Origin of the sequence: Bartonella sp. AS69XJJH, from assembly GCF_042195585.1 — a bacterium.
In the GTDB taxonomy this organism is placed as follows: Bacteria; Pseudomonadota; Alphaproteobacteria; order Rhizobiales; family Rhizobiaceae; genus Bartonella.
Genome location: NZ_JBHIOO010000010.1, coordinates 25,771 through 52,748 on the forward strand (window position 1 = coordinate 25,771; position 26,978 = coordinate 52,748).

20 protein-coding genes and 1 pseudogene are annotated in these 26,978 nt (G+C 37.0%); 7 read left to right on the plus strand and 14 right to left on the minus strand.

The genetic code is table 11. The features are described from left to right. The first annotated feature begins 311 nt into the window (after positions 1-311). Both ACFIK6_RS06110 and ppx read left to right on the plus strand, forming a co-directional pair. Positions 312-2,492 carry an RNA degradosome polyphosphate kinase gene (locus ACFIK6_RS06110; protein ID WP_375642427.1) on the plus strand — a complete coding sequence of 727 codons (2,181 nt, stop codon included), beginning with the start codon at positions 312-314 and terminating at the stop codon, positions 2,490-2,492. Positions 2,493-2,498: 6 nt separating this feature from the next. Then, on the plus strand, positions 2,499-4,016 hold the full coding sequence (gene ppx / locus ACFIK6_RS06115; protein WP_375642426.1) for an exopolyphosphatase: 1,518 nt from the start codon (positions 2,499-2,501) through the stop codon (positions 4,014-4,016). Positions 4,017-4,277: 261 nt separating this feature from the next. Here the strand turns inward: ppx and ACFIK6_RS06120 are convergent, their stop codons facing one another. The 3 genes and pseudogenes from ACFIK6_RS06120 to rnd form a co-directional block, all read right to left on the minus strand. Continuing rightward, positions 4,278-4,478 (minus strand): AlpA family transcriptional regulator, encoded by a 201-nt coding sequence (locus tag ACFIK6_RS06120; RefSeq protein ID WP_007347209.1) that lies wholly within the window; start codon positions 4,476-4,478, stop codon positions 4,278-4,280. A gap of 210 nt (positions 4,479-4,688) precedes the next feature. Continuing rightward, positions 4,689-5,849, minus strand: a pseudogene (locus ACFIK6_RS06125) (tyrosine-type recombinase/integrase). 684 nt (positions 5,850-6,533) lie between these two features. Then, positions 6,534-7,688, minus strand: a complete 1,155-nt coding sequence (gene rnd, locus ACFIK6_RS06130; protein ID WP_375642460.1) for a ribonuclease D — start codon at positions 7,686-7,688, stop codon at positions 6,534-6,536. Between the two features lie 132 nt (positions 7,689-7,820). Here rnd and aspS point away from each other — a divergent pair, with 132 nt between their 5' ends. Then, the gene (aspS, locus tag ACFIK6_RS06135; RefSeq protein ID WP_375642459.1) at positions 7,821-9,614 is read left to right on the plus strand and encodes an aspartate--tRNA ligase; all 1,794 of its coding nucleotides are present in this window, start codon (positions 7,821-7,823) and stop codon (positions 9,612-9,614) included. Between the two features lie 770 nt (positions 9,615-10,384). Further along, the gene (gene parC / locus ACFIK6_RS06140; RefSeq protein ID WP_375642458.1) at positions 10,385-12,634 is read left to right on the plus strand and encodes a DNA topoisomerase IV subunit A; all 2,250 of its coding nucleotides are present in this window, start codon (positions 10,385-10,387) and stop codon (positions 12,632-12,634) included. Between the two features lie 470 nt (positions 12,635-13,104). On the opposite strand, the gene ACFIK6_RS06145 is transcribed toward parC, so the two are convergent. The 10 genes from ACFIK6_RS06145 to rpe all read right to left on the minus strand — a co-directional run bounded on the left by ACFIK6_RS06145 (position 13,105) and on the right by rpe (position 22,210). Continuing rightward, positions 13,105-14,361: a multidrug effflux MFS transporter gene (locus ACFIK6_RS06145; protein ID WP_375642457.1), complete on the minus strand. Its 1,257-nt coding sequence runs from the start codon at positions 14,359-14,361 to the stop codon at positions 13,105-13,107. A 71-nt stretch (positions 14,362-14,432) separates the two neighbouring features. Next, entirely contained in the window at positions 14,433-14,765 is a 333-nt protein-coding gene (gene grxD / locus ACFIK6_RS06150; protein WP_375606638.1) for a Grx4 family monothiol glutaredoxin, read from the minus strand. A 98-nt stretch (positions 14,766-14,863) separates the two neighbouring features. Beyond that, positions 14,864-15,097, minus strand: a complete 234-nt coding sequence (locus ACFIK6_RS06155; protein WP_005773427.1) for a BolA/IbaG family iron-sulfur metabolism protein — start codon at positions 15,095-15,097, stop codon at positions 14,864-14,866. A 59-nt stretch (positions 15,098-15,156) separates the two neighbouring features. Further along, a complete protein-coding gene (purL, locus tag ACFIK6_RS06160) occupies positions 15,157-17,367 on the minus strand; it encodes a phosphoribosylformylglycinamidine synthase subunit PurL (protein ID WP_375642456.1) in 2,211 nt (736 codons plus the stop codon). A 294-nt stretch (positions 17,368-17,661) separates the two neighbouring features. Next, positions 17,662-18,333, minus strand: a complete 672-nt coding sequence (gene purQ / locus ACFIK6_RS06165) for a phosphoribosylformylglycinamidine synthase subunit PurQ (RefSeq protein ID WP_375642455.1) — start codon at positions 18,331-18,333, stop codon at positions 17,662-17,664. Between the two features lie 11 nt (positions 18,334-18,344). Beyond that, a complete protein-coding gene (gene purS, locus ACFIK6_RS06170) occupies positions 18,345-18,584 on the minus strand; it encodes a phosphoribosylformylglycinamidine synthase subunit PurS (RefSeq protein ID WP_375642454.1) in 240 nt (79 codons plus the stop codon). A 77-nt stretch (positions 18,585-18,661) separates the two neighbouring features. Continuing rightward, positions 18,662-19,426: a phosphoribosylaminoimidazolesuccinocarboxamide synthase gene (gene purC, locus ACFIK6_RS06175; protein ID WP_375642462.1), complete on the minus strand. Its 765-nt coding sequence runs from the start codon at positions 19,424-19,426 to the stop codon at positions 18,662-18,664. A gap of 173 nt (positions 19,427-19,599) precedes the next feature. Then, positions 19,600-20,148, minus strand: a complete 549-nt coding sequence (locus ACFIK6_RS06180) for an RBBP9/YdeN family alpha/beta hydrolase (RefSeq protein ID WP_375642453.1) — start codon at positions 20,146-20,148, stop codon at positions 19,600-19,602. A 68-nt stretch (positions 20,149-20,216) separates the two neighbouring features. Next, positions 20,217-21,524, minus strand: a complete 1,308-nt coding sequence (gene purB / locus ACFIK6_RS06185) for an adenylosuccinate lyase (RefSeq protein ID WP_375642461.1) — start codon at positions 21,522-21,524, stop codon at positions 20,217-20,219. Next, entirely contained in the window at positions 21,524-22,210 is a 687-nt protein-coding gene (gene rpe, locus ACFIK6_RS06190) for a ribulose-phosphate 3-epimerase (protein ID WP_375642452.1), read from the minus strand. Before rpe ends, purB begins: the two co-directional genes overlap by 1 nt. A 145-nt stretch (positions 22,211-22,355) precedes the next feature. On the opposite strand from rpe, the gene ACFIK6_RS06195 reads away from it, so the two are divergent. Both ACFIK6_RS06195 and dksA read left to right on the plus strand, forming a co-directional pair. Next, on the plus strand, positions 22,356-22,895 hold the full coding sequence (locus tag ACFIK6_RS06195; RefSeq protein WP_375677468.1) for a flavin reductase: 540 nt from the start codon (positions 22,356-22,358) through the stop codon (positions 22,893-22,895). Positions 22,896-23,207: 312 nt separating this feature from the next. Then, positions 23,208-23,624 carry an RNA polymerase-binding protein DksA gene (gene dksA, locus ACFIK6_RS06200; protein ID WP_375642450.1) on the plus strand — a complete coding sequence of 139 codons (417 nt, stop codon included), beginning with the start codon at positions 23,208-23,210 and terminating at the stop codon, positions 23,622-23,624. A 52-nt stretch (positions 23,625-23,676) separates the two neighbouring features. On the opposite strand, the gene ACFIK6_RS06205 is transcribed toward dksA, so the two are convergent. After that, entirely contained in the window at positions 23,677-24,153 is a 477-nt protein-coding gene (locus tag ACFIK6_RS06205) for a hypothetical protein (RefSeq protein ID WP_375642449.1), read from the minus strand. A gap of 211 nt (positions 24,154-24,364) precedes the next feature. Between ACFIK6_RS06205 and ACFIK6_RS06210 the strand changes: the two genes are divergently transcribed. Then, complete coding sequence (locus tag ACFIK6_RS06210; RefSeq protein ID WP_375642448.1) at positions 24,365-26,899, plus strand: response regulator; 2,535 nt, start codon at positions 24,365-24,367, stop codon at positions 26,897-26,899. Positions 26,900-26,978: the final 79 nt, after the last annotated feature.

Here is a 26,978-nt window from a genome sequence, read left to right on the forward strand (position 1 = left end):
AGAATAAATTGTCTCATCAGCTATAATTGGGCTCTTCTATTTTATAGGCGTGAGTTTGTAATAAAGCTTATAATAATGCAAGCTGCTTTTTAAGACAAATTTCTCCCCCTTTATGCTATATTAAAATAATAGTCAGATTTTTAGCACTTTGCGCATAGAAATAATTCCAAGTATTTTTAAATATTAAATGGAAAAATGATGAGGAAAGTTAGGCATTGATATATTATCATAATGATAACATATTATAAAATGTTATGTGAGATATTTTGTCAAGGATTTTAGAAAATATAAAAGAAAATTATTTAGGATATATGGAACAGAGGGTGGTAGATAAAATTTCTATATCGAATATAACAATGAAAAATCCGGTACGGTTTATTAATCGTGAGTTTTCATGGCTACAATTTAATAATCGTGTTTTGATGGAAGCGGCTAATTCAAAACATCCTTTATTAGAACGTCTACAATTTCTTTCTATTTCAGCTGCAAATCTTGATGAGTTTTTTATGGTTCGTGTTGCAGGACTAGCAGCTCAAATTCGTGCTCGCGTTACAGCGTGCAGTGCAGATGGGCACACTCCACAGGAACAACTTGATATTGTATTAGCTGAGATTTCAAAGCTGCAGGCTCACCAACTACGAGAATTGAATATTTTACGTGATGAATTAAAAAAGAATGATATTGAAATTATTTGTTCTGATGATCTTTCAGAAATTGAAAAATCATGGCTTGAAAAATATTTTCTTGAGACAATTTTTCCTGTTTTGAAACCTTTGCCTGTTGATTCTACTCATCCTTTTCCATTTATTCCTAATTTAGGGCTTTCTATTGCGCTTCAATTGTCTGGAGAAACTGATCAGAACTCTCACATAGTGTTGTTGTCTATTTCAATGCTTTTGAGGCGTTTTATTCTTCTTCCTCAAGAAGGTAATCATTTTCGTTTTATTGCATCTGAAGATGTTATTTGCCTTTTTATTAAACATGTATTTCCTAACTATGAGGTTACAGGAATTGGTATATTTAGAGTAATCCGAGATAGTGATATTGAAGTAGAAGAAGAAGCTGAGGATCTTGTTCATTTTTTTGAAACTGCTCTCAAAAGGCGCCGCCGTGGGCAGGTTATTCGAGTTGAGTTTGACGCAAAAATGCCAGAGAGTTTACGCCAATTTATAGCGAATAGTCTCGCTGTTCCTGATAATTGTATTAATGTTCTTGATGGATTTTTAGCGCTTAATACGGTATCAGAAATTGTTTCTATTCCTCGTGATGATCTCAAATTTATTCCTTATATTTCTCGTGTTCCAGAATGTATTCGTGAACATAAAGGGGATTGTTTTGCGGCTATTCGTGAAAATGATATTGTGATTCATCACCCCTATGAGACATTTGATGTTGTTGTCCAATTTTTACGTCAAGCTGCTTGCGATCCTGATGTTGTGGAAATCAAACAAACACTTTATCGTACATCAAATGATAGCCCAATTGTTAGCGCTTTGATTAAAGCAGCTGAACAGGGAAAGTCTGTGACTGCTTTGGTAGAACTTAAAGCACGTTTTGATGAGGAAGCAAATATTCGTTGGGCGCGGGATCTTGAATGTGCTGGGGTTCAAGTTATTTTTGGTTTTATTGCATTAAAAACTCATGCTAAGATGTCATTGGTTGTGAGACGTGAGGGAAAACGTCTTTGCTCTTATGTTCATCTTGGAACAGGAAATTATCATCCCATTAACGCCAAAACTTATACCGATCTTTCTTTTTTTTCCACGGATGATGATATCGCTCATGATGTTGCGTTATTGTTCAATTATATTGCGCAATATGAGCGTCCAAATGAAACAATGAAGATTGCTTTTTCACCCTTAACATTGCGTGGTCGTATCTTAGAGCATATTGAGGGAGAAATTGTTCATGCACAACAGGGAAGGTTTGCTGCTATTTGGATGAAAGTTAATGCATTGGTTGATCCTGAAATTATTGATGCTTTATATCGTGCTAGTCAAGCAGGGGTGCAAATTGATTTGGTTGTGCGGGGGATATGTTGTTTACGTCCTCGTATTTTAGGAATTTCGGATAATATTCGTGTAAAATCAATAGTCGGGCGTTTTCTTGAACATAGTCGCATTTTTTGTTTTGGGAATGGACAAGATTTGCCTAATGAAAATGCACTCGTTTACTTAGGCTCTGCTGATATGATGCCTCGTAATCTGGACTATCGTATTGAAATATTGGTTCCAGTTTTTAATAAAATAGTGCGTCAAAAAATTCTTTTACAGATTATGTTGGCTAATATTATTGATAATCAGCAAAGCTTTGATATACTTAAGGATGGAACATCAAAACGTATTACGCCGCAGATAGGTGAAAGTCTATTTAATGCGCAGGAGTATTTTATGGCCAATACAAGTTTTGCAGGGGAAAATGAGTCTTTTGAGTCTTCTGTTTCGCGCTTGGTTGCGTTGCGTCGGCAACAAGCCGAAATACATAAAGACTAAAATCCAATGACATATAGAGATGCTCAAGGTAGGTTAAAAGGGTGTAAGCCTGTTGCTGTTATTGACATTGGCTCAAATTCTGTTCGGTTGGTTATTTATGAGGGGCTTGTTCGCTCACCAACAGTTTTATTTAATGAAAAAATTCTTTGTGGTCTCGGTCATGGTGTGGCAAAAACGGGATTTTTAGAAGAACAATCGATGAAAATGGCATTGCAAACACTGAAACGGTTTCGTACGCTTTGTCGACAGATTGGGGCAGATGAGGTCTATACTTTAGCAACAGCAGCAGCACGAGATGCAAAGAATGGCGCAGCATTTATTCAGCATGCTGAAGATATTTTGCAAAATAAAATATATCTTCTTTCAGGAAGTGAAGAAGCTATGTATTCAGCATATGGAGTTGTTTCTACTTTTTATCAACCAAAAGGTATTTCTGGAGATCTTGGTGGTGGAAGTCTTGAGCTGATTGATATTGATCATTCTGATGTTGGGGAAGGGATAACTCTCCCATTGGGTGGTTTAAGGTTACAGTATATGTCAAATAATGATAGTGCTTTAGCTACAAAAATTGTACATGAGCAATTTTATAAATCGTCTGTTGTTCGTACTCGTAAAGGTATAGCACGTTATTTTTATGCAGTAGGGGGGACATGGCGTAATTTGGCAAAACTCCATATGGCAATGAAACACTATCGGCTCCCTGTTATGCATGGCTATGAAGTTGAAGCCGTTGAAATGGAGAACTTTTTACGTCTTGTAGCACGTGGCAATATTGATAATATGAGAGGGATTGCAGCGATTTCTCAGAATCGTCGGAAACTTTTATCTTATGGGGCAATAGTTCTTATTGAACTCATTCAGTGTATGGAGTTTGAAAAGATAATTTTTTCAGGTGCTGGCGTTCGTGAAGGTTTTCTTTATTCACGATTGCCGCAGGCGATTCAGCTGTCAGATCCTCTCATTGCAGCATGCACAGAAATGGCTATTTTACGGGCACGTTCACCAAAACAAGCAGAAGAACTCATTGATTTTACGACGAATGCTTTTGAAGTTTTTGGAATTTCAGAAACTGAAAATGAATGCCGTTATCGTCAAGCCGCTTGTCTTCTTGCGGATATTGGTTGGCGTATACATCCAGATTATCGAGGCAATGAAGCAGCAAATCAAATAGCTTTAGGATCTTATCCAGGAATTTCTCATGAAGGGCGCCTTTATGCGGCGCTTGCTGTTTTTTTTCGCAATACAAGTTTACTGGTTGATAAAGAATCTCTTCCCATTTTTCAATTAGCAACTCAGAATATAATTGAAAAAGCACGTATTCTTGGCGAAACTATGCGTATTGCTCATCTTTTTAGTGCTTCTGTTGCAGGAATTTTACCTCATTTATTGTGGCATAAAAAAGCAGATCATATCATCTTGCAGATCCCAAAGAATTACGCTGGGTTATTAGGAGAACGTCCTCTTGGACGATTACAGAAGTTATCAAAAATAATAAAACAACCTCTCGCTTTTGAAATTTTTTGATTTTTTCCTAATTTATCTGGGTTGTATATATTATAATAGGGCCATTGACGAGGGATAAACTAGGTAACCTATCATCATGAGCTGGACAATGGGGTTTGTTCTATAACTTTCATACCAGACATCACGCAAGGCATTGGTAATGTCTTGAGTATTCATAAAAGAAAACATAATTTTTTATTCTGTTATTTGCGTCACAGAATGTTTCATAAGCTTCATGTGAAAATGAAAAATTTTGTCCATCCTTACGTGACAAGGTTTTTTTTATGCCGCGTCACTTTGACGTTGCTGTTTTGCTTGCTCGATGACATTCAAAAGATCTGATTGTAACCAACGCGATAAAAAACCAAATTTTAAAGGTTTTGGCAAAGAGCCATTGGTAACATGACGGCGGAATGTTGAGACACTCATATGAAGCAATTTTGCACTTTCACGGTCTGTCAAAAGAATATCATTTTCTGTCATAATAATTTCCTTTCAAAAGTAAAAAAATGGTAACAAATCATAAGCATTTATTAACCATATTTTGGTTCATTTTTGAAGGTATTTTATTTATAGAAAACAATATTTTATCATATAATTTCTGATGTGATAATTTATGAATCTTATTGAGAAAGAATGAGAGAGAAGAGAGCTAAAGTTATCCACAGATCATGGGGTTATTCACCCCATATCTTAAGATTGACCCGTGACATAAGCCGCCCATTTATCCATATAAACGCGGCGCTGTTCTAGATAATCAGTCCGACGATAGGCACGCTCTACTTTACCACCTACCGTATGACTTAGAATGGTTTCAGCGACCTCATAGGGGGCATCGGTTGTTTCAGCGAGCCAATTGCGTAAACTAGAGCGAAATCCATGGGGGCATGCCTCAATTTTATTTTTTCTCATATACGTAGCCATACATTTCTCAGCGAGGGGACCACGACCTCTAGCAGAAAAAAAGAAATCATTACGAGAGAGCAAGCGCGCTTGTTTTAGAATTTCTAATGCTTCTGTTGATAGAGGCACGCGAAACTCTTCTGTAGTATCACGTCGACCTTTCATATTTTCAGCAGGGATTGTCCAGATATCCTCCTCAACTTGATCTTTATGAATATGACGTAAAGGATTGGTACGAACGCCTGTCAAAATAAGCAAACGCAAAGCCAGTTGTGTTATGGTTGATGCTTCACAGAGTGTTTTATAAAAAGCAGGAACATCTTTCCAATCCATGGCTGGTAAGTTTTGGACTTTATGGCGTTGTTTACCTAAGAGCGCGCGTGCTTTTTCTGTTGCTTGTAAATCAACATTCAATCCTAATGCAGCCGCATGTTTGAGACAAAGGTTGAGACGGATAAGAGCTCTATTAGCTGTTCCAGCTTTTGTATGCCAAATAGGGGCAAGAACATTGCGTATCTCTGTTTGTGTAATCTCAGAAACGGGAAGACAGCCTAATTTGGGCAGAATATGAAGGCGTAATGGCAAAAACCAATCCCCATCTTTACCATCATTTTTTAATTCAGCTTTACGACTTTCAAAAGCATCCAACGCGATATCTTTTAAATAATGGAGATTACTTATTGCCTCACGCTTTTGTTTTTCACGTTCTTTAATAGGGTCACGACCTTCACGAAGAACAGAACGCCACCCAGTTGCTAATTCACGGGCTTGTTTTAAAGAAACATCTCTCAAGGCACCCAAGCCCATTTCACGGCGCCGCCCGTGAATGGTATAACGATAAAGTTATTGAGCATCCCCATCTTTACGCTTATGAAGGAGAAAGTTGGCACCACCATTATATTTGCCAGCCCCCAATGTTGCGACAGCTTTTGGAAACTTGAAACTCTTCATAAGAGATATTTTGAGTCCTTTCTTGTACAGTTTTTACCCACACGCCAGCCCTGCTTGTGGTGTGCAAGAGAATGGTTTTGATTGATTCAAGATAAACAGGTTTGAAATGAGAGAATCTTATATTATTTGGGACTCTCATTCAATAGGTAAAACAACGAATTATCTTTATAAATCAGTATATTGTCTTTGTTTGGTGTTTTAGTTGTTATGCTGGCTGGTTTTTGATTGTTATATTGCAATCTCGGTAGTTTTTTAATACGATATGGGGACGTAAGATATTATATCTTTGTTTGTTCCTATTGCTAGCTACTATTTTTGTAACGACTACGCTTTTATTATCAGATTTTTTTAATAAGATTGCTATTTGATTGACTGGGTAAAGATTTAGTTGTCATTTTGAATAAGAGTTTACTATTTAAGTTTTTAACTTTGTCAGAAGTAGGCTTTATTTATCCTATTTGCATTGGCCTATAGGGCATACCAATTGATATAGATAATGAGCAGCGTAATGGATTTTTAAAAATAGGAATGTTATAAATTCACTCGAAGTCTCTATCTAAGCTTTTCAAATAAAATTGATTTAATAAAAAGTGGTTGCAAAATTTTTCTCTTTTGATTTTCCACCCATTTTGACATAAAATAAGAAGATCTTATGAAAATCTTAGAATGTGGGGGAAATGTAAATTAAAGCTGTTTTGTGCTTATTTTTCCATCGTTAAAGTAAAACCCTATCTGGCCCTTTAGCAGTTGTTCGGCTTTTTGACCAAATATCTCATAGCGCCAGCCATTCATGGCAGGAATATTTTTCTTTATTCCTCCATTGGCAATTTTTTCTAAATCATTAGATGTTGCAATAATTTTAGGGGCAATGCTGTTTTCGTTTGCAACAATTTTTAATAACACTTTGAGCAGATCGATAACAGCGGCCGTCGTATCGTTGAGTGGATTATGTTTAGGAATGGGGGGTAAAGTAGAAAGATCCACCTCTAAGCCTTCGTGGACAGCTTTGATTAATGATTGAGCAATTGAGAGTTTATCCCACTTCTTATTAAGACTGCGTAATCGTTTTAATGCAGATTCATCTTTTGGTTGTTGGGTTGCTATTTCTATAAGACACTCATCTTTTATGATATGACGACGTGGCATATTGTATTTTCGTGCTTCACGTTCCCGCCAAGCTGCTATCTTTTGTAATACAGCAAGTTCACGTGGCTTTTTAATTTTTCCTTTCACTTTTTTCCATGCTTCATCTTCTGGCATATCATAGGTCTTAGGATTTAAAAGGATTGTTATTTCATCATCCATCCAGTGAGCACGTTGATTTTTTTCTAACCTTTTTTTCAATAACAGATAAACATCTCTTAAGTAAGTTACATCGGCAAGTGCATAGAGCAGTTGTTTTTCAGACAACGGTCGGCAACTCCAGTCTGTAAATCGGGAGGATTTATCAAGATGATGCCCCGTGCAGCGTTGTACAATTTGATCATAGGAGATAGAATCACCAAATCCACAAATTGATCCTGCTATTTGCGTATCAAAGAGAGGGGAAGGAATAACACCTCCAAGATGATAAATTGTTTCAATATCTTGGCGTGCAGCATGAAAAACTTTTACAACTTTTTTATCGATCATAAGGTCAAAAAAAGGTTGTAAATCAATATCTGGTGCTATGGGATCAATCAAAACTGTGATATCTGGTGATGCGAGTTGGATTAAACACAGTTGAGGCCAAAAAGTTGTTTCGCGGATAAACTCAGTATCGACTGTTACAAAATCAGAGATACGTAGAGCGTTAAGTGCAATTTCAAGATCTGTTGTTTTTGTAATAAGATTCATCATTTTATTATAATTCGATAAATTAAATTTGTGCTTTGTTGACTTTATTTTTGAGTTTTTATTCTCATATCTTGACAAATGGTTATTAAAAAGCGTTTGTAGCGCATGTGAATATTATAATCAAAGGCAAAAAACATGCACCGTTATCGCAGTCATCATTGTGCGGCTCTTCGTAGATGTGATGTAGGAACACAAGTTCGTCTTTCGGGGTGGGTTCATCGTGTTCGTGATCATGGAGGGATTCTTTTTGTGGATTTACGTGATCATTTTGGAATCACACAAATTGTTGCTGACCCTGCTTCGCCAGCTTTTAAAGTTATTGAAAAAGTGCGTTCTGAATGGGTTATTTGTGTGGATGGAGAGGTATGTGCACGTTCCGATGAGGTTATTAATGCAACGCTTCCAACAGGTGAGATTGAAATTTTTGCACAAGAGGTAGAAATTCTTTCAAAATCTGATGAGCTTCCTTTACCGGTTTTTGGTGAGCCTGATTATCCAGAAGATATTCGATTAAAATATCGTTTTCTTGATTTGCGTCGGGAGACTATGCACAAAAATATTATGCGTCGGACTGAAATTATTGCAGCTATGAGACGGGCTATGCAAAATAATGGTTTTACGGAATTTACGACGCCACTTTTGACATCTTCATCACCGGAAGGAGCACGTGATTTTTTGGTTCCAAGTCGTGTTCATCAGGGAAAATTTTATGCACTACCTCAAGCGCCACAGCAATATAAACAATTGTTAATGATGTCAGGTTTTGATCGTTATTTTCAGATTGCTCCATGTTTTAGAGATGAAGATCCAAGGGCTGACCGTCTTCCTGGTGAATTTTATCAATTAGATGTTGAAATGAGTTTTGTTGAGCAAGAAGATGTTTTAGCAACTATGGAACCTATTATGCGTTCTATTTTTGAAGAATTTGCAGATGGAAAGACTGTGACACAAAGCTTTCCTCGCATTTCCTATGATGACGCAATGCGAAAATATGGTTCTGATAAGCCAGATCTGCGTAACCCGATCATTATGGAAGATGTTTCTCAGCATTTTTATAATTCTGGTTTCAAAGTCTTTGCTCAAATTTTAGCGAATGATGAGAATGCACAAGTGTGGGCTATTCCAGCTAAAACGGGTGGAAGTCGTGCTTTTTGTGATCGTATGAATGTATGGGCACAAGGCGAAGGGCAACCAGGGCTTGGTTATATTTTTTGGCGTGAAGAAGAAGGAAAATTTGAAGGAGCAGGGCCTATCGCCAAAAATATTGGTGAACAGAGGACTGAAGCAATCCGTATACAGCTTGGACTTGAAAGTGGTGATGCCTGTTTTTTTGTAGCTGGCGATCCAAAAAAGTTTGCATCTTTTGCCGGAGCAGCCCGTACAAGGGTAGGGGAAGAATTAGATCTTCTCGATAGAGACAGTTTCTCTTTGGCGTGGATTGTTGATTTTCCATTTTTTGAATGGAATGAAGATGAAAAAAAGATTGATTTTGGACATAATCCTTTTTCTATGCCTCAAGGGGGAGAAAATGCTCTTGAGACCCAAGATCCTCTTACTCTTAAAGCTTTTCAATATGATCTTGTTTGCAATGGTTATGAAATTGCATCAGGAGGAATTCGTAATCACTTACCAGAAATGATGCTTAAAGTTTTTGAACTTGTAGGTCTTTCTAAGGAAGTTGTGAAAGATCGTTTCGGTGGTCTTTATCGTGCATTCCATTATGGGGCTCCGCCACATGGTGGGATGGCTGCGGGAATTGACCGCATCATTATGCTGTTGCAAGGTGTTAAAAATTTGCGTGAAGTTGCTTTATTTCCTATGAATCAACAGGCGCTTGATCTTTTGATGAGTGCTCCGTCTGATGTTTCTCCTACACAATTACGTGATTTGGGAATCCGTATGGCTCCTACTCACAAAAATAACTCATAAAGTTGATTATGGATTGTTTTCATCTTTCTTATTTAGAGTGAAGTTTTGATGCCTCTCAAGAGCATCATGTGTGTGTGTGCTGTTTGTGAAATTTAGATAGGCAAAACGCTATTGTGTTGATTCTTTATGACGTATTTTATTTCTTGTTTCTATAGAGGCTCTTCCCTTTGTGATAGGGGAGGAAATGATTGTGATTGTTTTATCATGAATAAATTAGAAATGAGAGAATTCTATAAGTTTTGGGAGTCTCATTTTAGTTGAAAAAATAAATTATCTTTATATGCCAATATATTAGTTATTTTTTATTGAAGTTTTTACAACGTTGTAGCAGAGAATTGTGTCTCTTCGTTTTTATGAGAATAATGTGGTTTTCCATTCTATGGACTTATTCTGAAAAGTTTAAATTTTATAAGCTTTAAATATTTTTTAGTTTTTCATAGAAAAACTGAATGGGGTTGTTATACAATTTATCTTTATAATAAAGATGATGTTTGAAAGGTGCTTTTGTCATTCCAAACAGGATGAAATAACTCTTTGTGAGCAGTTAAATTATCGTCTGATTTGACAAAGCTTTCAATAAATCACTTAGGACAAGGGGGAAGGACATGTATAAATTTTTCAAATTGATATAATTTTCTGTTCATGTTCTAATTGCAGCGTTTGTTTTTATGTAATTGACTTTTAATAAAAAAGCCGACTCATAGAAGATTTCATTAAATAAATCCTATAAAATAATTTCTTATTATTGTGGGAATTGTTGTATTAATACTATGTCTGATAAAATGAATTTACCTTTTGATAAAGAACATATTGAACCAATAGAATTACGTTCTGCTTTACAGGAACGTTATTTGGCTTATGCACTTTCTACGATTACACACCGTGCATTGCCTGATGTGCGTGATGGATTGAAGCCTGTCCACCGGCGGATTGTTCATGCGATGCGTCTTCTCAAACTAAATCCTGGACAGTCTTATGCGAAATGTGCGCGGATTGTCGGTGATGTCATGGGAAAATTTCATCCTCATGGGGATGCGTCTATTTATGATGCTTTGGTGCGCTTGGCTCAAAGTTTTGCTGTTCGTTATCCGTTGGTTGATGGGCAAGGCAATTTTGGTAATATTGATGGTGATAATGCTGCTGCTATGCGTTATACGGAAGCACGTATGACTGAAGTGGCTGCATTGTTACTTGAAGGAATTAATGAGAATGCTATTGATTTTCGTTTAACCTATAATGAGGAAGATGAAGAGCCTGTTGTTTTACCAGGAGCTTTCCCTAATCTTTTAGCAAATGGTTCTTCTGGTATTGCTGTTGGTATGGCAACATCTATTCCCCCCCATAATGTTGCTGAGCTTTGTGATGCAGCGCTCCATTTGATTGCCCATCCCGATGTAAATGATGAGGCATTAAATCAATTCGTTCTTGGTCCTGATTTTCCAACAGGGGGAATTTTAGTTGAGCCTAAAAAAAGTATTGAGGAATCCTATCGTGTTGGGCGTGGATTCTTTCGCTTGCGTTCACGTTGGCATCAGGAATCGGGTAGCCGTGGTTCTTATGTGATTGTTGTGACTGAAATTCCCTATCAGATTCAAAAGTCACGTCTTATTGAAAAAACAGCAGAGTTATTGCTTGCACGGCGATTGCCAATGCTTGAGGATATCCAAGATGAATCAGCAGAAGATATCAGAATCGTGCTGGTTCCTAAAAATCGGTCGGTTGATCCGGAGCTCCTTATGGAGTCTCTTTTTAAATTGACTGATTTTGAAGTAAGATTTCCCCTTAATCTGAATGTTTTGTCTTTGGGAAAAATACCCAATGTTCTCTCTTTGCGCGAGAGTTTACAGCAATGGCTCGAACATCGTCAAGAAGTCCTTATTCGCCGCTCTCATTATCGGCTTGATCAAATTGATTGTCGATTAGAAATTCTTCATGGATATCTTATTGCCTATTTAAATCTCGATGAGGTTATTCAGATTATTCGTGAAGAGGATGAACCTAAAAAGCAGCTGATCAGTCGTTTTGAATTAACAGAAAATCAAGCTGAAGCTATTCTTAATATGCGCTTGCGTTCTTTGCGTAAGCTTGAGGAATTTGAAATTCGTAAAGAATTTGAAAGTTTAAAAGCTGAAAAAGAAAAGCTACAGAATTTGTTAGCTTCTCCTATAAAACAATGGAAAATAATTTCAGAAGAAATAAAAAAAGTTCGAAATACTTTTGGCCCTGAAACCCTCTTAGGGAAAAGACGTACGACATTTGAAGAGGCACCCAGACATGATCTTGATGATATTCAACAAGCAATGATTGAAAAAGAACCGATTACTATTGTTATTTCTGAAAAGGGGTGGATGCGTGCTTTGAAGGGGCATTTGAACGATTATAAAGCACTTTCTTTTAAAGAAGGAGACAGTTTAAAGTTAGCATTTCCAGCATTTACGACCGACAAGATTGTGCTGATCAGTACGGGGGGGAAGTTTTTTGCACTTGGTGCAAATAGTTTACCTGGAGGGCGTGGACATGGTGAACCTATTCGTCTTTTAGTTGATATGGATGATGAGCACGATGTTCTTACAGCTTTTGTGCATCACGCCGAGGAAAAATTGCTCTTGGTTTCATCTCACGGTAATGGTTTTATTGTTTCTTCTGCAGAAGTGATTGCCAATACACGAAAAGGAAAGCAAGTGATGAATGTGAAAGCTCCTGATAAGGTAAAGCTTTGTGTTCAAGTAACTGGTGATCATGTTGCAGTGGTTGGTGAAAACCGTAAAATGCTTATTTTTTCTATTGAACAAATACCAGAAATGAATCGCGGTAAAGGTGTTCGTTTACAGCGTTATAAAGAAGGTGGTGTTGTTGATGCCAAGACTTTTAATTTATTAGAAGGCTTAAGTTGGCAAGATACAGCTGAACGAATTTTTAACCGTCAGGCGGACGATCTCATTGAATGGATGGGAATGCGTGCGGGCGTTGGGCGTTTGGTTCCAAAAGGATTTCCAAAATCAGGAAAATTTATTAATTAAATGTATTTTATAAATGGGAAAATTCCCTATGGTTTTATGATTGTGTAAGATATTAATTTATAATGATAATTTATTATTTTTATATTGAAGGAAAAACTTACAGCGTGAGTTTTTTTCTTATTTCGATCTGGTTTAGGTTAAATCAATCAAAATTGTTTGTTTGCTTGTTATGAGATGAGGGAGACCAAGCCGTCTGCATAAAAACTATTGAAGAAAAGAATAAAAATGTTTTTTTAATAATTTTTTTCACATACAAGAGTTGTCACAATAATAGGTATGTCTGTTTGTTTTACATTATAGCATTTATGGGTGCTGTTGTGAAATGATTTGATATTTTGAGAGCTGTACCTTTAAACAAACAGTGTGAATGTTTAACATAAGAGTGTTCTATTTGGAGATGTTTTATTTTGTCTGATAGGTTTATCTTCTTATTGTTCAAGAGAGATGTTATTAATCTTTCGTCGTAATATTTATTCGTTAGGATTACTATGATATTGCCTAAAAAGATGACCACGTTCAGCCCATAAGACGAGAAGTATGGCAGTGAGACTCAGAAAGAAAAATCCTGCTGAGTTTGGGATGGTTGTTTCATCAAATTGTTGGGCAATAAAAAAGCTAAGTCCTGCACCGATAGATGTTTGAAGAAAGCCGGATACAGAAGAAGCTGTTCCAGCAATTTCTCCCACAGATTCGAGAGCGAGTGTATTGAAATTGGCCATAATACCACCGCAGGCAAACATCAGTATACAGAATAACAGCATGTAAAAAGCAAAAGGCAGAATACCATCTGTTAAGATAGAGCCAATAAACCATACACATGAAGTGATACAAAAGAGCAACAGCATTGTATGAGCAATACGCCGCATTCCAAGGCGTCCAACGAGTTGAGAGTTAAAGAATGATGATAGAGCTTGAAATGCAGCACCAACTGCAAAAGCAATAGGGAACCAAAGTCCTAGATTATAGATCCCTTCATACGTTTGTTGTGATGTATTAACGGCGGTAAAGATACAGCCTAAAATAATGGAAGTTGCTAGTGTATAGCAAAGTGTTGTGCGATTGGTTATTACAATCCATAAATTATGTTTGACTGAAGAAAAGGAAAGAGAGCGTTGCGCATAAAGAGTTTCAGGTAAGCGCAGTTGAATCCAAATCATCAGTCCTAAACCAATCATTGCCATGAAAATAAAAATATATTGCCAATGTCCGAGCAGTAAAATGATCTGTCCTGTTGCGGGACCAACCATTGGTGCAACAAGAAAAACCATCATAACAATAGACATAACTTCTGCCATTTTTCGACCACTGTAAAGATCACGTACGACGGAAACTGTAAGAACCCGCATAGCAGCCCCTCCAATACCTTGCAAGATACGTAAAATCAGTAAGAGAGAAAAATCAGTTACAAAGGCACAGCCAATCGCCGTAAATGAATAAAAAGCAAGCCCGAGAAGAATAAGTTTACGTCGTCCATACCTATCGCTTATTGGACCGAAAAATATTTGAGCAATACCATAGCTAATAAGATAACTCGAAATGATATAATGTTGATCATTTTCATTGAGAACATTTAAGCCGTCTAAAATATTGGGCATAGCTGGCAGCATAATATCAACAGCTATAGCGTTAATAGCCATGAGCGAAGCAATAAGAATAACAAATTCTTTATAGCCAATTTTGTTTCTAATCGCATCTCTATGCGTTTGTTCATCGACTGAATATGACATATGGCATCCTTGAAATAAAAATTTCGTCTGAAAACAGCTCTTTTTAAGAGTCTGAATAAAATGAAAGATACCTATGATTGATTACAGGGAATATTTTTTTCTTTCAAAAGTTCCTGTAACTCATTGTTTTGAAACATCTCTTTAACAATATCACAGCCTCCGATAAATTCACCTTTGATATAAAGCTGTGGAATTGTTGGCCAATTTGAGTAATCTTTAATCCCTTGACGCAATTCGTTAGAAGTTAAGATATTAATTCCTTTATAATTCAATCCTAAATAGTCAAGGATTTGAACAACTTGTCCTGAAAACCCGCATTGCGGAGCGTCAGGTGTTCCTTTCATGAATAAAATGACGTCGTTTGTTTTTATCTCGTTGTCAATAAAATCATGAACAGTGGTCATTTTTATCCCTCGATATTTCAGATTTTTATAAGTGGGTAATTTACATTCATACTGTTTTTAATCGTATTAAATGTGTGAATGCAAGAAGAAATTTTAGATTATTTTGGGATATTTGTTTGCAACATTAAGGCGTGAAGGTCATTTCCCATATTGCCTTTAAGGGCATCATAGACCATTTTATGTTGTTGAACACGGGTTTTACCACGAAAACTTTCAGAAATAACTTCTGCAGCATAATGTTCCCCATCTCCAGCAAGATCACGAATTGTTACAGTAGCATCAGGAATGCCTTCACGAATAAGTGTTTCAATTGCATGGGCACTCATTGCCATCATTATTCTCCTATGTTATTCATTTTTTTATAAAGGCTGTTTAAGAGAAAAAACAAAATTTACTCTTCACCCATAAATTGTGGAAACCAGTTTTCATAGGCTTTTGTGAGTTTGTCTACTGAAAGTGTTAATATCCCATCTATATTGAGAGAAGTCCCCTCAACTTGACCTAGCTCTGTTAAAGTAACTGTATTGATTTGTGCACGCTCTTTAAGACTATTGAGAGAGTGAGGTTTGACGGCTAAAAGATAACGTCCTTGGTCTTCTCCAAAAAGTTCTGCATGATGGGGTGATTTATTGCTTAACGTTACTTTGATTCCTTTACCTGCTTTAATCACCATTTCGGCAAGTGCTATCGCCAATCCCCCGTCAGAAAGGTCATGGGCAGCGTGAATAAAACCGCTATTAATGGCATCTCGAACAAATTGACCATGTTTTTTTTCAAGTTGTAAATCTACAGGAGGGGGGGCACCTGCATCAATATTTAAAATGTTACGTGCATAGATTGATTGTCCTAAATGAGAGCCGCAATTTCCTACTAAAACAAGAATATCTCCATTTTGCATACCACTTATTGTTACCATTTTAGACCAATCATTAAGAAGGCCTACACCAGCAATTGTAGGGGTTGGAAGAATGGCTTCCCCATTTGTTTCGTTGTAAAGAGAAACATTGCCTGAAACGATAGGAAAATCGAGGATTCTACAAGCTTCTCCTATACCTTTAATAGCAAAAACTAGCTGTCCCATAATTTCAGGTTTTTCAGGGTTACCAAAATTGAGATTATCTGTAGCAGCCAGTGGTGTTGCACCTGTCGTACTAATATTTCGCCAGCATTCTGCGACAGCTTGTTTTCCTCCTTCATAAGGGTCTGCTTCACAATAGCGAGGTGTTACATCAGAAGAAAAAGCAAGAGCACGTTTGCTGTTGTTTCCTATACGGATAACGCCTGCATCACCTCCTGGACAAATAAGACTATTTCCTTGGATAAGGGTATCATATTGTTCATAAACCCATCGCCGTGAACTTTGATCAGCAGAATTCAATAAGGACAGAAGCGCATCACCAAGATTTTCAACTTTTTTGACGTCTTCTGCTTTCAAGAATGTTTTTTTTGCCGGCTCACTCCAAGGACGATCATAAACAGGCGCTTCATCACCAAGCTCTTTGATGGGAAGATTGACAACTTCTTCCCCTTGATGAAATACACGAAAACGTAAATCATCGGTTGTTTTTCCAATAATAGAAAAATGTAGCCCCCACTTATGAAAAATTGCTTCTGCTTGCTTTTCTAGTTCTGGTTTAAGGACCATGAGCATACGCTCTTGACTTTCAGAAAGCATCATTTCATAGGCTGTCATGTTTTCTTCTCGAACAGGAACTGTATCGAGATTAAGCTGTATCCCTAAATTTCCTTTTGCACCCATTTCAACGGCAGAAGAGGTGAGTCCTGCTGCTCCCATATCTTGAATAGCAACCACGGCTCCAAGTTCCATGAGCTCTAAACATGCTTCAAGGAGACATTTTTCTGTAAAAGGATCACCTACTTGAACAGTTGGGCGTTTTTCACTGATTGAATCATCAAATTCAGTAGAAGCCATTGTTGCTCCACCGACACCATCACGTCCTGTTTTTGCACCAAGATAAACAACAGGGAATCCAATACCTTGCGCTTTAGAATAAAAAAGGGCGTCTGTCTTTGCAATACCGGCGACAAAAGCGTTAACAAGGATATTGCCATTATAACGCTTATCAAAATTTACTTCTCCACCAACTGTTGGAACGCCAAAAGCATTGCTGTAACCACCAATTCCAGAAACAACACCAGAAACAAGATGGCGTGTTCGTGGGTGATCAGGCGCACCAAATCGTAATGCATTCATAGCAGCAACAGGACGGGCTCCCATTGTAAAGACATCACGTAAAATACCACCAACACCTGTTGCTGCACCTTGATAAGGTTCAATATAAGAAGGGTGGTTATGGCTTTCCATTTTGAAAACAACACATTGCCCTTCGCCAATATCGACAACACCAGCATTTTCACCAGGTCCTTGGATGACACATTTTCCTTCTGTCGGAAGAGTCTTTAGCCATTTTTTAGATGATTTATAGGAACAATGTTCGTTCCACATTGCAGAAAAAATTCCTAGTTCAGTAAATGTTGGTTCTCTACCGATTAACGTCAGGATACGTTGATATTCATCTTCTTTTAGCCCGTGTTGTGCAATGAGCTCTGGTGTAATAGTGATGTTATTGCAAGGCTTCATGAGTATTTATCCGTCTAATTAATCGAAATTTAGCATTTTTATTTTTTTAATCTAGCAGCTTATATTATAAGCAATAATATATATTTATAGACAATAAGCTGAAGATTTTATTCGTTTGTTTGGTGGGATTTAAGACTAAAAATGGTCTTAAATAATTATGTGTTTAGAAAATAATATCCATTGTTGTTTGTGAAGATGTTGTTTGTGAAGAGCTTTGTTCATAGATTTACGATGCGACAAATAGTATAAATCCTTGTTTTTTAAAAATTATGGAGCGCGAGTATTTTTTCAGAATCATCCATTTACTAACTCTAAAGCACTTTGAAAAAGTAAACGACCGTCAATACCTCCGTGGGCGGGTTCAATAAAATTTTCAGGATGAGGCATCATACCAAGAATATTACCAGCTTTATTAACAATACCAGCAATATCTTTCATTGAGCCATTCGGGTTTGTGTTTTCTGCATAGCGAAAAACAATTTGTTCATTATCTTCCATTTGCCTTAGTGTTTCACTATCAACAAAATAATTTCCATCGTGATGGGCAACAGGACAACGAATAATTTGTCCTTTAGAATAATATCGAGAAAATTTTGTTTTGGCGTTGACAACTTCAAGTTTGATTTCACGACAAACAAATTTTAAAGAAGCATTACGCATTAAAGTCCCAGGTAATAATCCTGCTTCCAACAAAATTTGAAATCCATTACAGATACCTATTATTGTAGTACCTTCTTGTGCTTTTTCACGAATGGCTTTTAAGACGGGAGTTCGCGCTCCGATAGCACCACATCTTAAGTAGTCGCCATAGGAAAAACCACCAGGAATAATAATAACATCTACATCTGGAATTGTTGTTTCTGTTTGCCAAATTTTTAGTGGCTCAACTCCCGTTATATGATGTAATGCTGCAACCATATCTCGATCACGATTTAATCCAGGAAGTTGAATGATGGCAGTTTTCATGAGCATTCCACTTAAAGAAGTTCGATTGTATAATTTTCAATGACAGTATTTGCGAGTAACTCTTCACACATTTGTTCAAGTTTTTTCTTTGCGGTTTCAGCAGGTTGATCATCAAGAACGATATCAAAAACCTTTCCTTGACGAATGGATTGAATGCCTTCGAAAGCTAAACTTTTTAAAGCACCGGCAATCGCTTCTCCTTGTGGATCAAGAACGCTTTCTCTTAAAGTAACTGTAATGCGTGCTTTCATTTTTTGCTTCCTGCTTGTTAAAAAAACCTCTCCTTTGAAGAGGGGTACTTATATAAGGTGATGTTTTTACCTTGTTTTTACTTTACGAGAACGGGACCACTTGGTCGTATTGGTTCATTTTCATTCATAATACCAAGACGTTTGGCAACTTCTTGATAGGCATTAATAAGCCCACCCATATCACGACGAAAACGGTCTTTATCCATTTTTTCTTGTGTTTGCATATCCCATAGTCGTGCAGAATCAGGTGAGATTTCATCAGCAAGAACAATGCGCATTGTTTCATCTTCCCACAGGCGACCAAATTCCATTTTAAAATCAATTAATTGGATGTTAACACCGGCAAAAAGTCCCGAAAGAAAATCATTAATACGAATTGAAAGTTGCATGATATCTTCTATCTCTTGTGGGACAGCCCACCCAAACGCTGTGATATGTTCTTCCGTTACCATAGGGTCATCGAGAGAATCATTTTTATAGTAGAACTCAATGATGGATTGCGGAAGCGGGGTTCCTTCTTCTAGACCTAAACGTTTAGCAAGAGAGCCTGCAGCAACATTGCGAACAACAACTTCCAATGGAATGATTTCCACTGCTTTAATAAGCTGTTCGCGCATGTTTATACGTTTGATAAAATGTGTTGGGATGCCCAAACGTCCAAGATGGCTAAAGATATGTTCCGAAATTCGGTTGTTTAACACCCCTTTTCCGTCGATAATTTCATGTTTTTTTGCATTAAAGGCAGTTGCATCATCTTTAAAAAATTGAATATAAGTCCCTGGTTCAGGTCCTTCATATAAAATTTTAGCCTTGCCTTCATAAATACGGTGGCGACGATTCATCATGATTCTCTATTTATCTTGAGAGGTTTTTAATAATATTGAAAAATGATACTATCCTAATTGATAGAATTTCTCAATGATATTACTATGGCACTTTTATAATTTTTGTCGTTACACGTCTACCCAAAGGTGAAAATACATAAGCGATGAGAAAGAAGATTACCTCTTTTAGATCAAATTTTTGCAAGAAAGTGAGAGAGGACCATAAGCCCTTCAGGCCAAGGTCCGTGTCCGGATTCTGCGTTAATATGGCCAGAATACCCAGCATCAACAAAGAGTGATCCCCAATCATTGGCAATTTTTTCTGCTACTGAAAATTGACAAAACTCATCGTTGCGACTGGCTATGACAATAGAAGGAAAAGGCAGCTTTTGGCGATGATAGGGGCCAAATGTCATTAAATGTTTGGGACGTATTTTCTCATTGGCAACATCTGGAGGTGCAACAAAGAAAGCGCCACAAATTTTTTCTGTATTTTCTACAGTTGCGTGAATAGCGCTGGGAACTCCTAATGAATGAGCAATAAGCATAACAGGCCTTTGAGCTTTTGCGATAGCGGTTTTAACTTTGTTAACCCACTCTGCACAAACAGGTTTTGACCAATGGAGTTGTTCAATGCGGCGGGCTGTCGACAATTTTTTTTCCCAGCGTGTTTGCCAATGATCTGGACCAGATCCTTTGTAGCCAGGAATAATAAGAATATCGAGTTGATTTGCTTTCATGAATTGTTTTCTTTGTTACAACAGATTCTTGATCATAAGTGGAATATATTTGAGGTTTCTATGTCGCTTTATTGTCCTTCAAAAACACGTTTAAAAATCGTATTGATATGTTTGGTGTGGTAAGAAAGATCAAATTTTTCGCGAAGCTCTTCTTCACTTAAAGCTTTGGTAACATCTTTGTCGTTGAGGAGTTCTTCTAAAAAATCTTTTCCTTGTTCCCAAACTTTCATCGCGTTTCGTTGTACAATCCGATAAGAATCTTCACGACTGATTCCTGCTTGCGTGAGTGCTAAAAGCACCCGTTGTGAGTGAACAAGACCGCGGAATTTATTGAGATTTTTTTGCATATTTTCTGGATAGACAATGAGATTCTCAATGACAGATGTGAGGCGAGAAAGAGCAAAATCCAGTGTAATAGTCGCATCTGGAGCAATATAACGCTCAACAGATGAATGGGAAATATCACGTTCATGCCAAAGTGCAACATTTTCCATGGCTGGGAGTGCAAATGCACGTACCATGCGGGCTAATCCAGTTAAATTTTCTGTTAAAACTGGATTACGTTTATGAGGCATCGCCGATGAACCTTTTTGCCCAGGTGAGAAATGTTCCTCTGCTTCCAGAACTTCTGTTCGTTGTAAATGGCGTATTTCTATCGCTAACCTTTCAATAGAGGAAGCAATAACACCAAGTGTTGCAAAAAACATAGCATGACGATCTCTTGGTATTACTTGGGTGGAAACTGGTTCAGCACGCATCCTCAAGGCTTTTGCTACATGTTCTTCAACGCGCGGATCGATATTTGCAAAAGTTCCTACAGCTCCTGAAATCGCGCAAGTAGAAATTTCTTCTCGTGCTGCAAGAAGACGTTTGCGACAACGGGAAAATTCAGCATATGCAAGAGCAAACTTGATTCCAAAAGTTGTTGGTTCAGCATGAATGCCATGACTCCGCCCAATGGTGATTGTCTCTTTATGCTCAAAAGCACGTCTTTTTAATGCTTCAAGAAGTTGATCTATATCCTCTAGCAAAATATCACTAGCACGCATCAATTGAATGTTTAGCGTTGTATCGAGAACATCAGAGGATGTCATGCCTTGGTGGATAAAACGTGCCTCGGGCCCAATGAATTCAGCTAGATGGGTCAGAAATGCGATAACATCATGTTTGGTAATTGCTTCAATTTCATCAATGCGATTGACATCAAATTCCGCAGTTTTCCCTTTTTCCCAAATGACTTTGGCGGCTTCTTTTGGAATAACACCTAATTGAGCGAGTGCATCACAGGCATGTGCTTCAATTTCAAACCAAATACGATATTTTGTTTCGGGAGACCAAATTGTTACCATTGCAGGGCGGGAATAACGTGCGATCATCATTTTTTTCCTTGTTGTGAGAGGATTGCAGCTTGGCGCAATGCACTCATGCGTGTTTTGTAAAGCTCTTTATTTCCATTTTTATAAATTGCAGAGCCTGCGACAAATACATTTGCACCAGCTTTTGCAGCTATCCCAATTGTATCAACGGTAATACCACCATCAACTTCAAGATCAATAGGGCGGTTTGCAATCATGCTTTTAACGCGCTTAATTTTATCTTTTATTTCTGGAATAAAACTTTGTCCACCAAAACCGGGATTGACCGTCATGATGAGAATGAGATCTAATTGATCAAGCAAATATTCAAGTACATGTTCAGGGGTGCTTGGATTGAGTGCAATTCCTGCTTTTTTCCCCATTTTTTTGATTGTTTGTAATGAACGATGAAGATGTGGACTTGCTTCAGCATGAATGGTTATAATATCTGAACCCACTTTTGCAAAAGCTTCCAAATAAGGGTCTACTGGTGCGATCATCAGGTGGACATCAAATATTGCTTTGGTTAATGGGCGCAGAGCTTTGACGATTTCAGGACCAAAGGTGATATTAGGAACAAAGTGTCCATCCATGATATCAAGATGAAGCCAATCTGCACCAGCATCAACAACATCTAACATTTCTTGTCCAAGTTTAGAAAAATCAGCAGCCAAGAGTGAAGGCGAAATGAGATGAGAATGGGGCATTAAAATCTCCTTGATTGGCTGTTTTTATCATATCGCAGTGTATACACAAATATCTTTTGTGTTATGACGGAAAAGAAAAAATATGTATTATAGGTCTTTTTATGGAAAGATCGCTTGAAATTTTAAAGCTTTATAAGTGAAAGATATGTCGAATCATAGAACATATTTGATGCCTGAACTTCAACATCAACATACTATTGCGGTTTCGTCCCAAGAATATCGAGATGCCATGAGTCTTTTTGCAGGAGCTGTGCATATTGTGACAACAAATGGTATTAAGGGAAGACGTGGGGTAACTGTTTCGGCGTGTTGTTCTTTATCTGATAATCCTCCAACCCTTCTTGTTTGTCTCATGCGCCATAATTTAAAGAATCAGGTGTTTATGGAGAATGGAAATTTTTGTGTTAATAGCTTGGCAGGAAAACATCGTCCATTAGCGGATGTTTTTTCGAGATGTTGCACTTCTACACAAAATGAGCGTTTTGATGCTGCTCAATGGGGGGCTTTGCAGACGGGGGCGCCTAGTCTTTCAGATGCTTTAGCGTCGTTTGATTGTCGCTTGACTTGTTGGCACGAGCACGCAACCCATTGTGTTTTGATTGGTGAAGTGGTTGCAATCAACTGTAATAAAGAAAAAGATGCTTTGATGTATTTGCAACGTGAATATCACACTTTGCCTTTATAAAGATTTTATTTTTTGCATTGATGAAATGATTTATTGTTGCTTCATTTAGATTTTAAACAATAAGAAAGTAGGGGAGGGGTGGCTCTAATATCTGATATTAGATTTCCTTCTTTTTGAAGTTTCTCAATAAGCGAGCAAAATGATTCTGAATGAGATTTGATCAAGAATCCAACCTACATAAAAAGCGATCAAACCTAAACAGTGCATTGAGACATATTTGTAGATTGTTATGAAAAAATATTTTACTCTTGTGTTGATGGATATTGCACAATATATAGACCGCACATAGGATATGTGGAGGTTTTTTATTTCATGAGCGAAGAGATTGATGGTCAATATCGCCCTAGTGAAGATGAGCCTTTTATGAATGAGCGGCAAAAGGCGTATTTTCGTGCTAAGTTGGTTTCTTGGAAGAATGATATATTAAAAGAAGCTCGTGAGACTTTGGAAAATTTGCAGGAAGAGAATGTTGGTCAACCCGACTTGACTGATAGGGCTTCTTGTGAAACTGATCGTACAATCGAATTACGTGCTCGTGATCGTCAGAGGAAACTTATTTTAAAAATAGATGCTGCTTTAGAGCGCATTGATAATGGGACATATGGTTTTTGTGAAGAAACCGGCGAGCCCATTAGTATCAAGCGCCTTGAGGCTCGGCCGATAGCCGTTTTGTCATTGGAAGCGCAAGAACGTCACGAACGACGTGAAAAAGTTTATCGCGATGATTGAGGTCATTGAAATGATAAATAAACAAAACTCGTGGTGATAAAATTGTATATTTTTATTTTTGAGGAGTAGGAATGAATAAAGATGGTTCTTGCCGCCCCTCAATTTCGGCGGTGATTGCTGAATCTTTTACCGTTTGATTCGTAAAAGGAGAGGGATTTTTATCTAGTATATCGTTTCTTTCTGTAGAGGCGGGATTTGGATGTGTGTGTGTTTCTCTCTTTTGTATTTTGGATATCCCAGTAATATCGGATTCTACAACCACATCTGTTAATCCGCCAATAAGGAGCAAATGTTCTTTATTATCGCATCGGACTAAAACAAGGCGGCGTGCTCGATCTATAGAAATTACTTCACATAATGCTAGTCGTGATAGACTTTTTTTTCTATTATTACTGAATCTTCCCGTACTTAAACGACGTAAAAACAAGATAATTATGGTAATAGCCACGATTGTTATTATAAAAAACAAAAAGCTTATCATTATCTTCGCAGCAGATACACCTATTTGCTCTGATAACCAGATAACCATAGATTTTCTCCCATTTTTGTGTGAAAATATCGTTTTTATCGAGACGAATTATAAATACACCCTTAAAAAGTTCACTTAAATACAAGAAATAAAATTTTTAACATTTAAGTGAGCTTTCTTAGAAAGATAATATCATAGTATGTACTTTATAACAATGAATATAAAGGAAGTTTTGTGATATAAGAAATGGCTAAATCTAAGGCAATGAGAGATGGATAAAGGTTTTGATAATAATAAAAGATCAGCGTCTTCTGTTCATCGAAGAGTTGTGATTTGTAGTGTTGTTTTTATATTATTTTTTCTTTTCATTGTGGGTGTTTTAGGTTTTTTTTATCCACAAAGCTATTTGCAAAAGGCTATATTGATATCTTTTTTGATTCTAGCAATTATCGGCGTTGCAACACTCGTTTTGTGTGGAATGGGGATTTTAAGATATCATGTGTGGTTGCATGAAGATTTTGATTTTAGCATCTTTAATGAGAGCGATGATGCAATTGTAATCTCTGATCTTTCTGGTTTTGTTTATTATTCTAATCAAAACTATCGAAAAATTCTGACCTATAAGCCTGAAGTATCCTGTTATATGGTTATTGCTGATCTTCCAGGAGCTGGTGCACTCTCGTATCGCTTAAAGGTTGCAGCCTGTAACAATCTTGCAGCGCAAGAGGAGTTAAGAGTAGAACAATCAATTTTTATCGATGCTACACCAAAAAAATCTGTTTGGTATAATATTTCCATTCAACCTATCATAAAACAGAAAAAAAAGCTTTTATTTTGGCGTATTGCTGATATTTCGCATTTACAACAAACGCGAGAAGTTTTTTTCTCGAACCTTCAAGAGGCTATCAATCACTTAGATCAAGCTCCTATTGGTTTTGTATCAGTTAATACACAAGGAACTATTCTTTATGCCAATGCGGTTTTTGCCGAATGGTTTTCAATTGATTTAGCGAATTTCTCGATTGGTCAATATAATTTTGATTCGTTATTTGATAGCGTTGGTGCTAAGAGCTCATGGAGTGATATCTGTTTGCAAACCAATAGATATCAAAGTTCAGGTTACTCTTTACCTTATGGGATTTCTTTATGTTTAAATTCACAGACGACTTATGAGAAAATATTCCATTGTCTTATATCTGTTTCTTCTCTCTTAGAAGAAGAAGCCATTTATCGTATTGTGATCATTCCACAACAAATACAAAAAAAAGAGGAGGATCAATTAAAATTGCCTAGTGTACTAGGAGAATATTTTGATGCGAGTCCTTTTGCAATAGCCGTTGTGAATCATACAGGGCAATTGGTTCATATGAATAAAGCTTTTTCATCACTCACGGGATGTATGGACAAAGCTGTCAATTTTTATGATGTTATTTCTCATCGAGATAGTGTGCAGTTAGAGCGTTCTTTTCAGAGAATTGCATCAAATAAAAATTATTTTGTTTCTCTAGAAACTGTTTTAGAAAAAAATGAAGAATGCCATTTACGGCTTCATATTATGTCTGTACCGCCCTATCACGGTGATGCATTGCAAGATTTGCTTATTATCTCTGTGATTGAAACAACCGAACAAAAAACGCTTGAAGATAAAATGATGCAAAGTCAGAAGATGCAAGCTGTGGGACAATTGGCTGGCGGCATTGCTCATGATTTTAATAATGTTTTAACAGCAATTTTAATGTCATGTGATCTTCTTTTAAATACGCATCGTAGTTCTGATCCTGCACATGCTGATCTAATCAATATAAAAAATAATGCTAATCGTGCAGCTGCTCTTGTACAGCAATTATTAGCTTTTTCTAGAAAGCAAACACTTCGACCTGAAGAAGTTGATTTTACTGAATTTTTATCAGATATTCGCAATCTTATTTTACCACTTTTGGGGAATAATATTCAGTTAAAAATTATCCATGGAAGAGATTTGTGGAGCGTTGAAGTTGATCAAGCATCTTTTCAGCGTGTTATTATGAATTTGGTTATTAATGCGCGTGATGCCATGTTAGATGGAGGTATTGTTACGATTGCGACAAACAATATTACAAAGCAACAAAGTGCTGAATTTAATCATCTTGGTTTAGCAATTGGTGAGTATGTACAATTGACTATTTCAGATACAGGGGCTGGTATATCCGCTGCTATACAAGAAAAAATGTTTGAGCCATTTTTTACAACAAAAGAAGTTGGAAAAGGAACAGGACTTGGTTTATCAATGGTTTATGGAATTATCAAGCAGAGCAGTGGGTACATTCATTGTGAAAGTAAAGAAGGTGAAGGAGCAACATTTCATATTTTTCTTCCCCGTTATATCCCCAATATAAAAGGAAAAATTTCTCAAAAGATTGAAAAAGATGAAGAGAAAGATAAAAATATAGACTTAACAGGATCTGCAACTGTTTTATTGGTTGAAGATGAAGATGCCGTCAGAATGGGGGGGGTAAGAGCTCTTCAAATGAGGGGATATACGGTTTTAGAGGCAGCGAGTGGGGTGGAAGCACTCTCTATTCTTGAGGAACAAAAAGGAGCTGTCGATATTATTGTTTCCGATGTGGTGATGCCAGAAATGGATGGGCCCACTTTATTGAAGGAAGTCCGTAAACACTATCCTGATATCAAATTTCTTTTCGTTTCTGGATATGCAAAAGATGCTTTTGCTAAGAATCTTCCACAAGATGCTGTTTTTGGTTTTTTATCTAAACCTTTTACACTCAAACAGTTAGCTCTAACAGTTAAAGAAACACTTTTGTCATAAGACAAAAAATTCATGCAATAGAAAAATTGTGTATTTTAAGATTTTTTAGGCGAAATACGAGCGTATTTTGATGAATAGA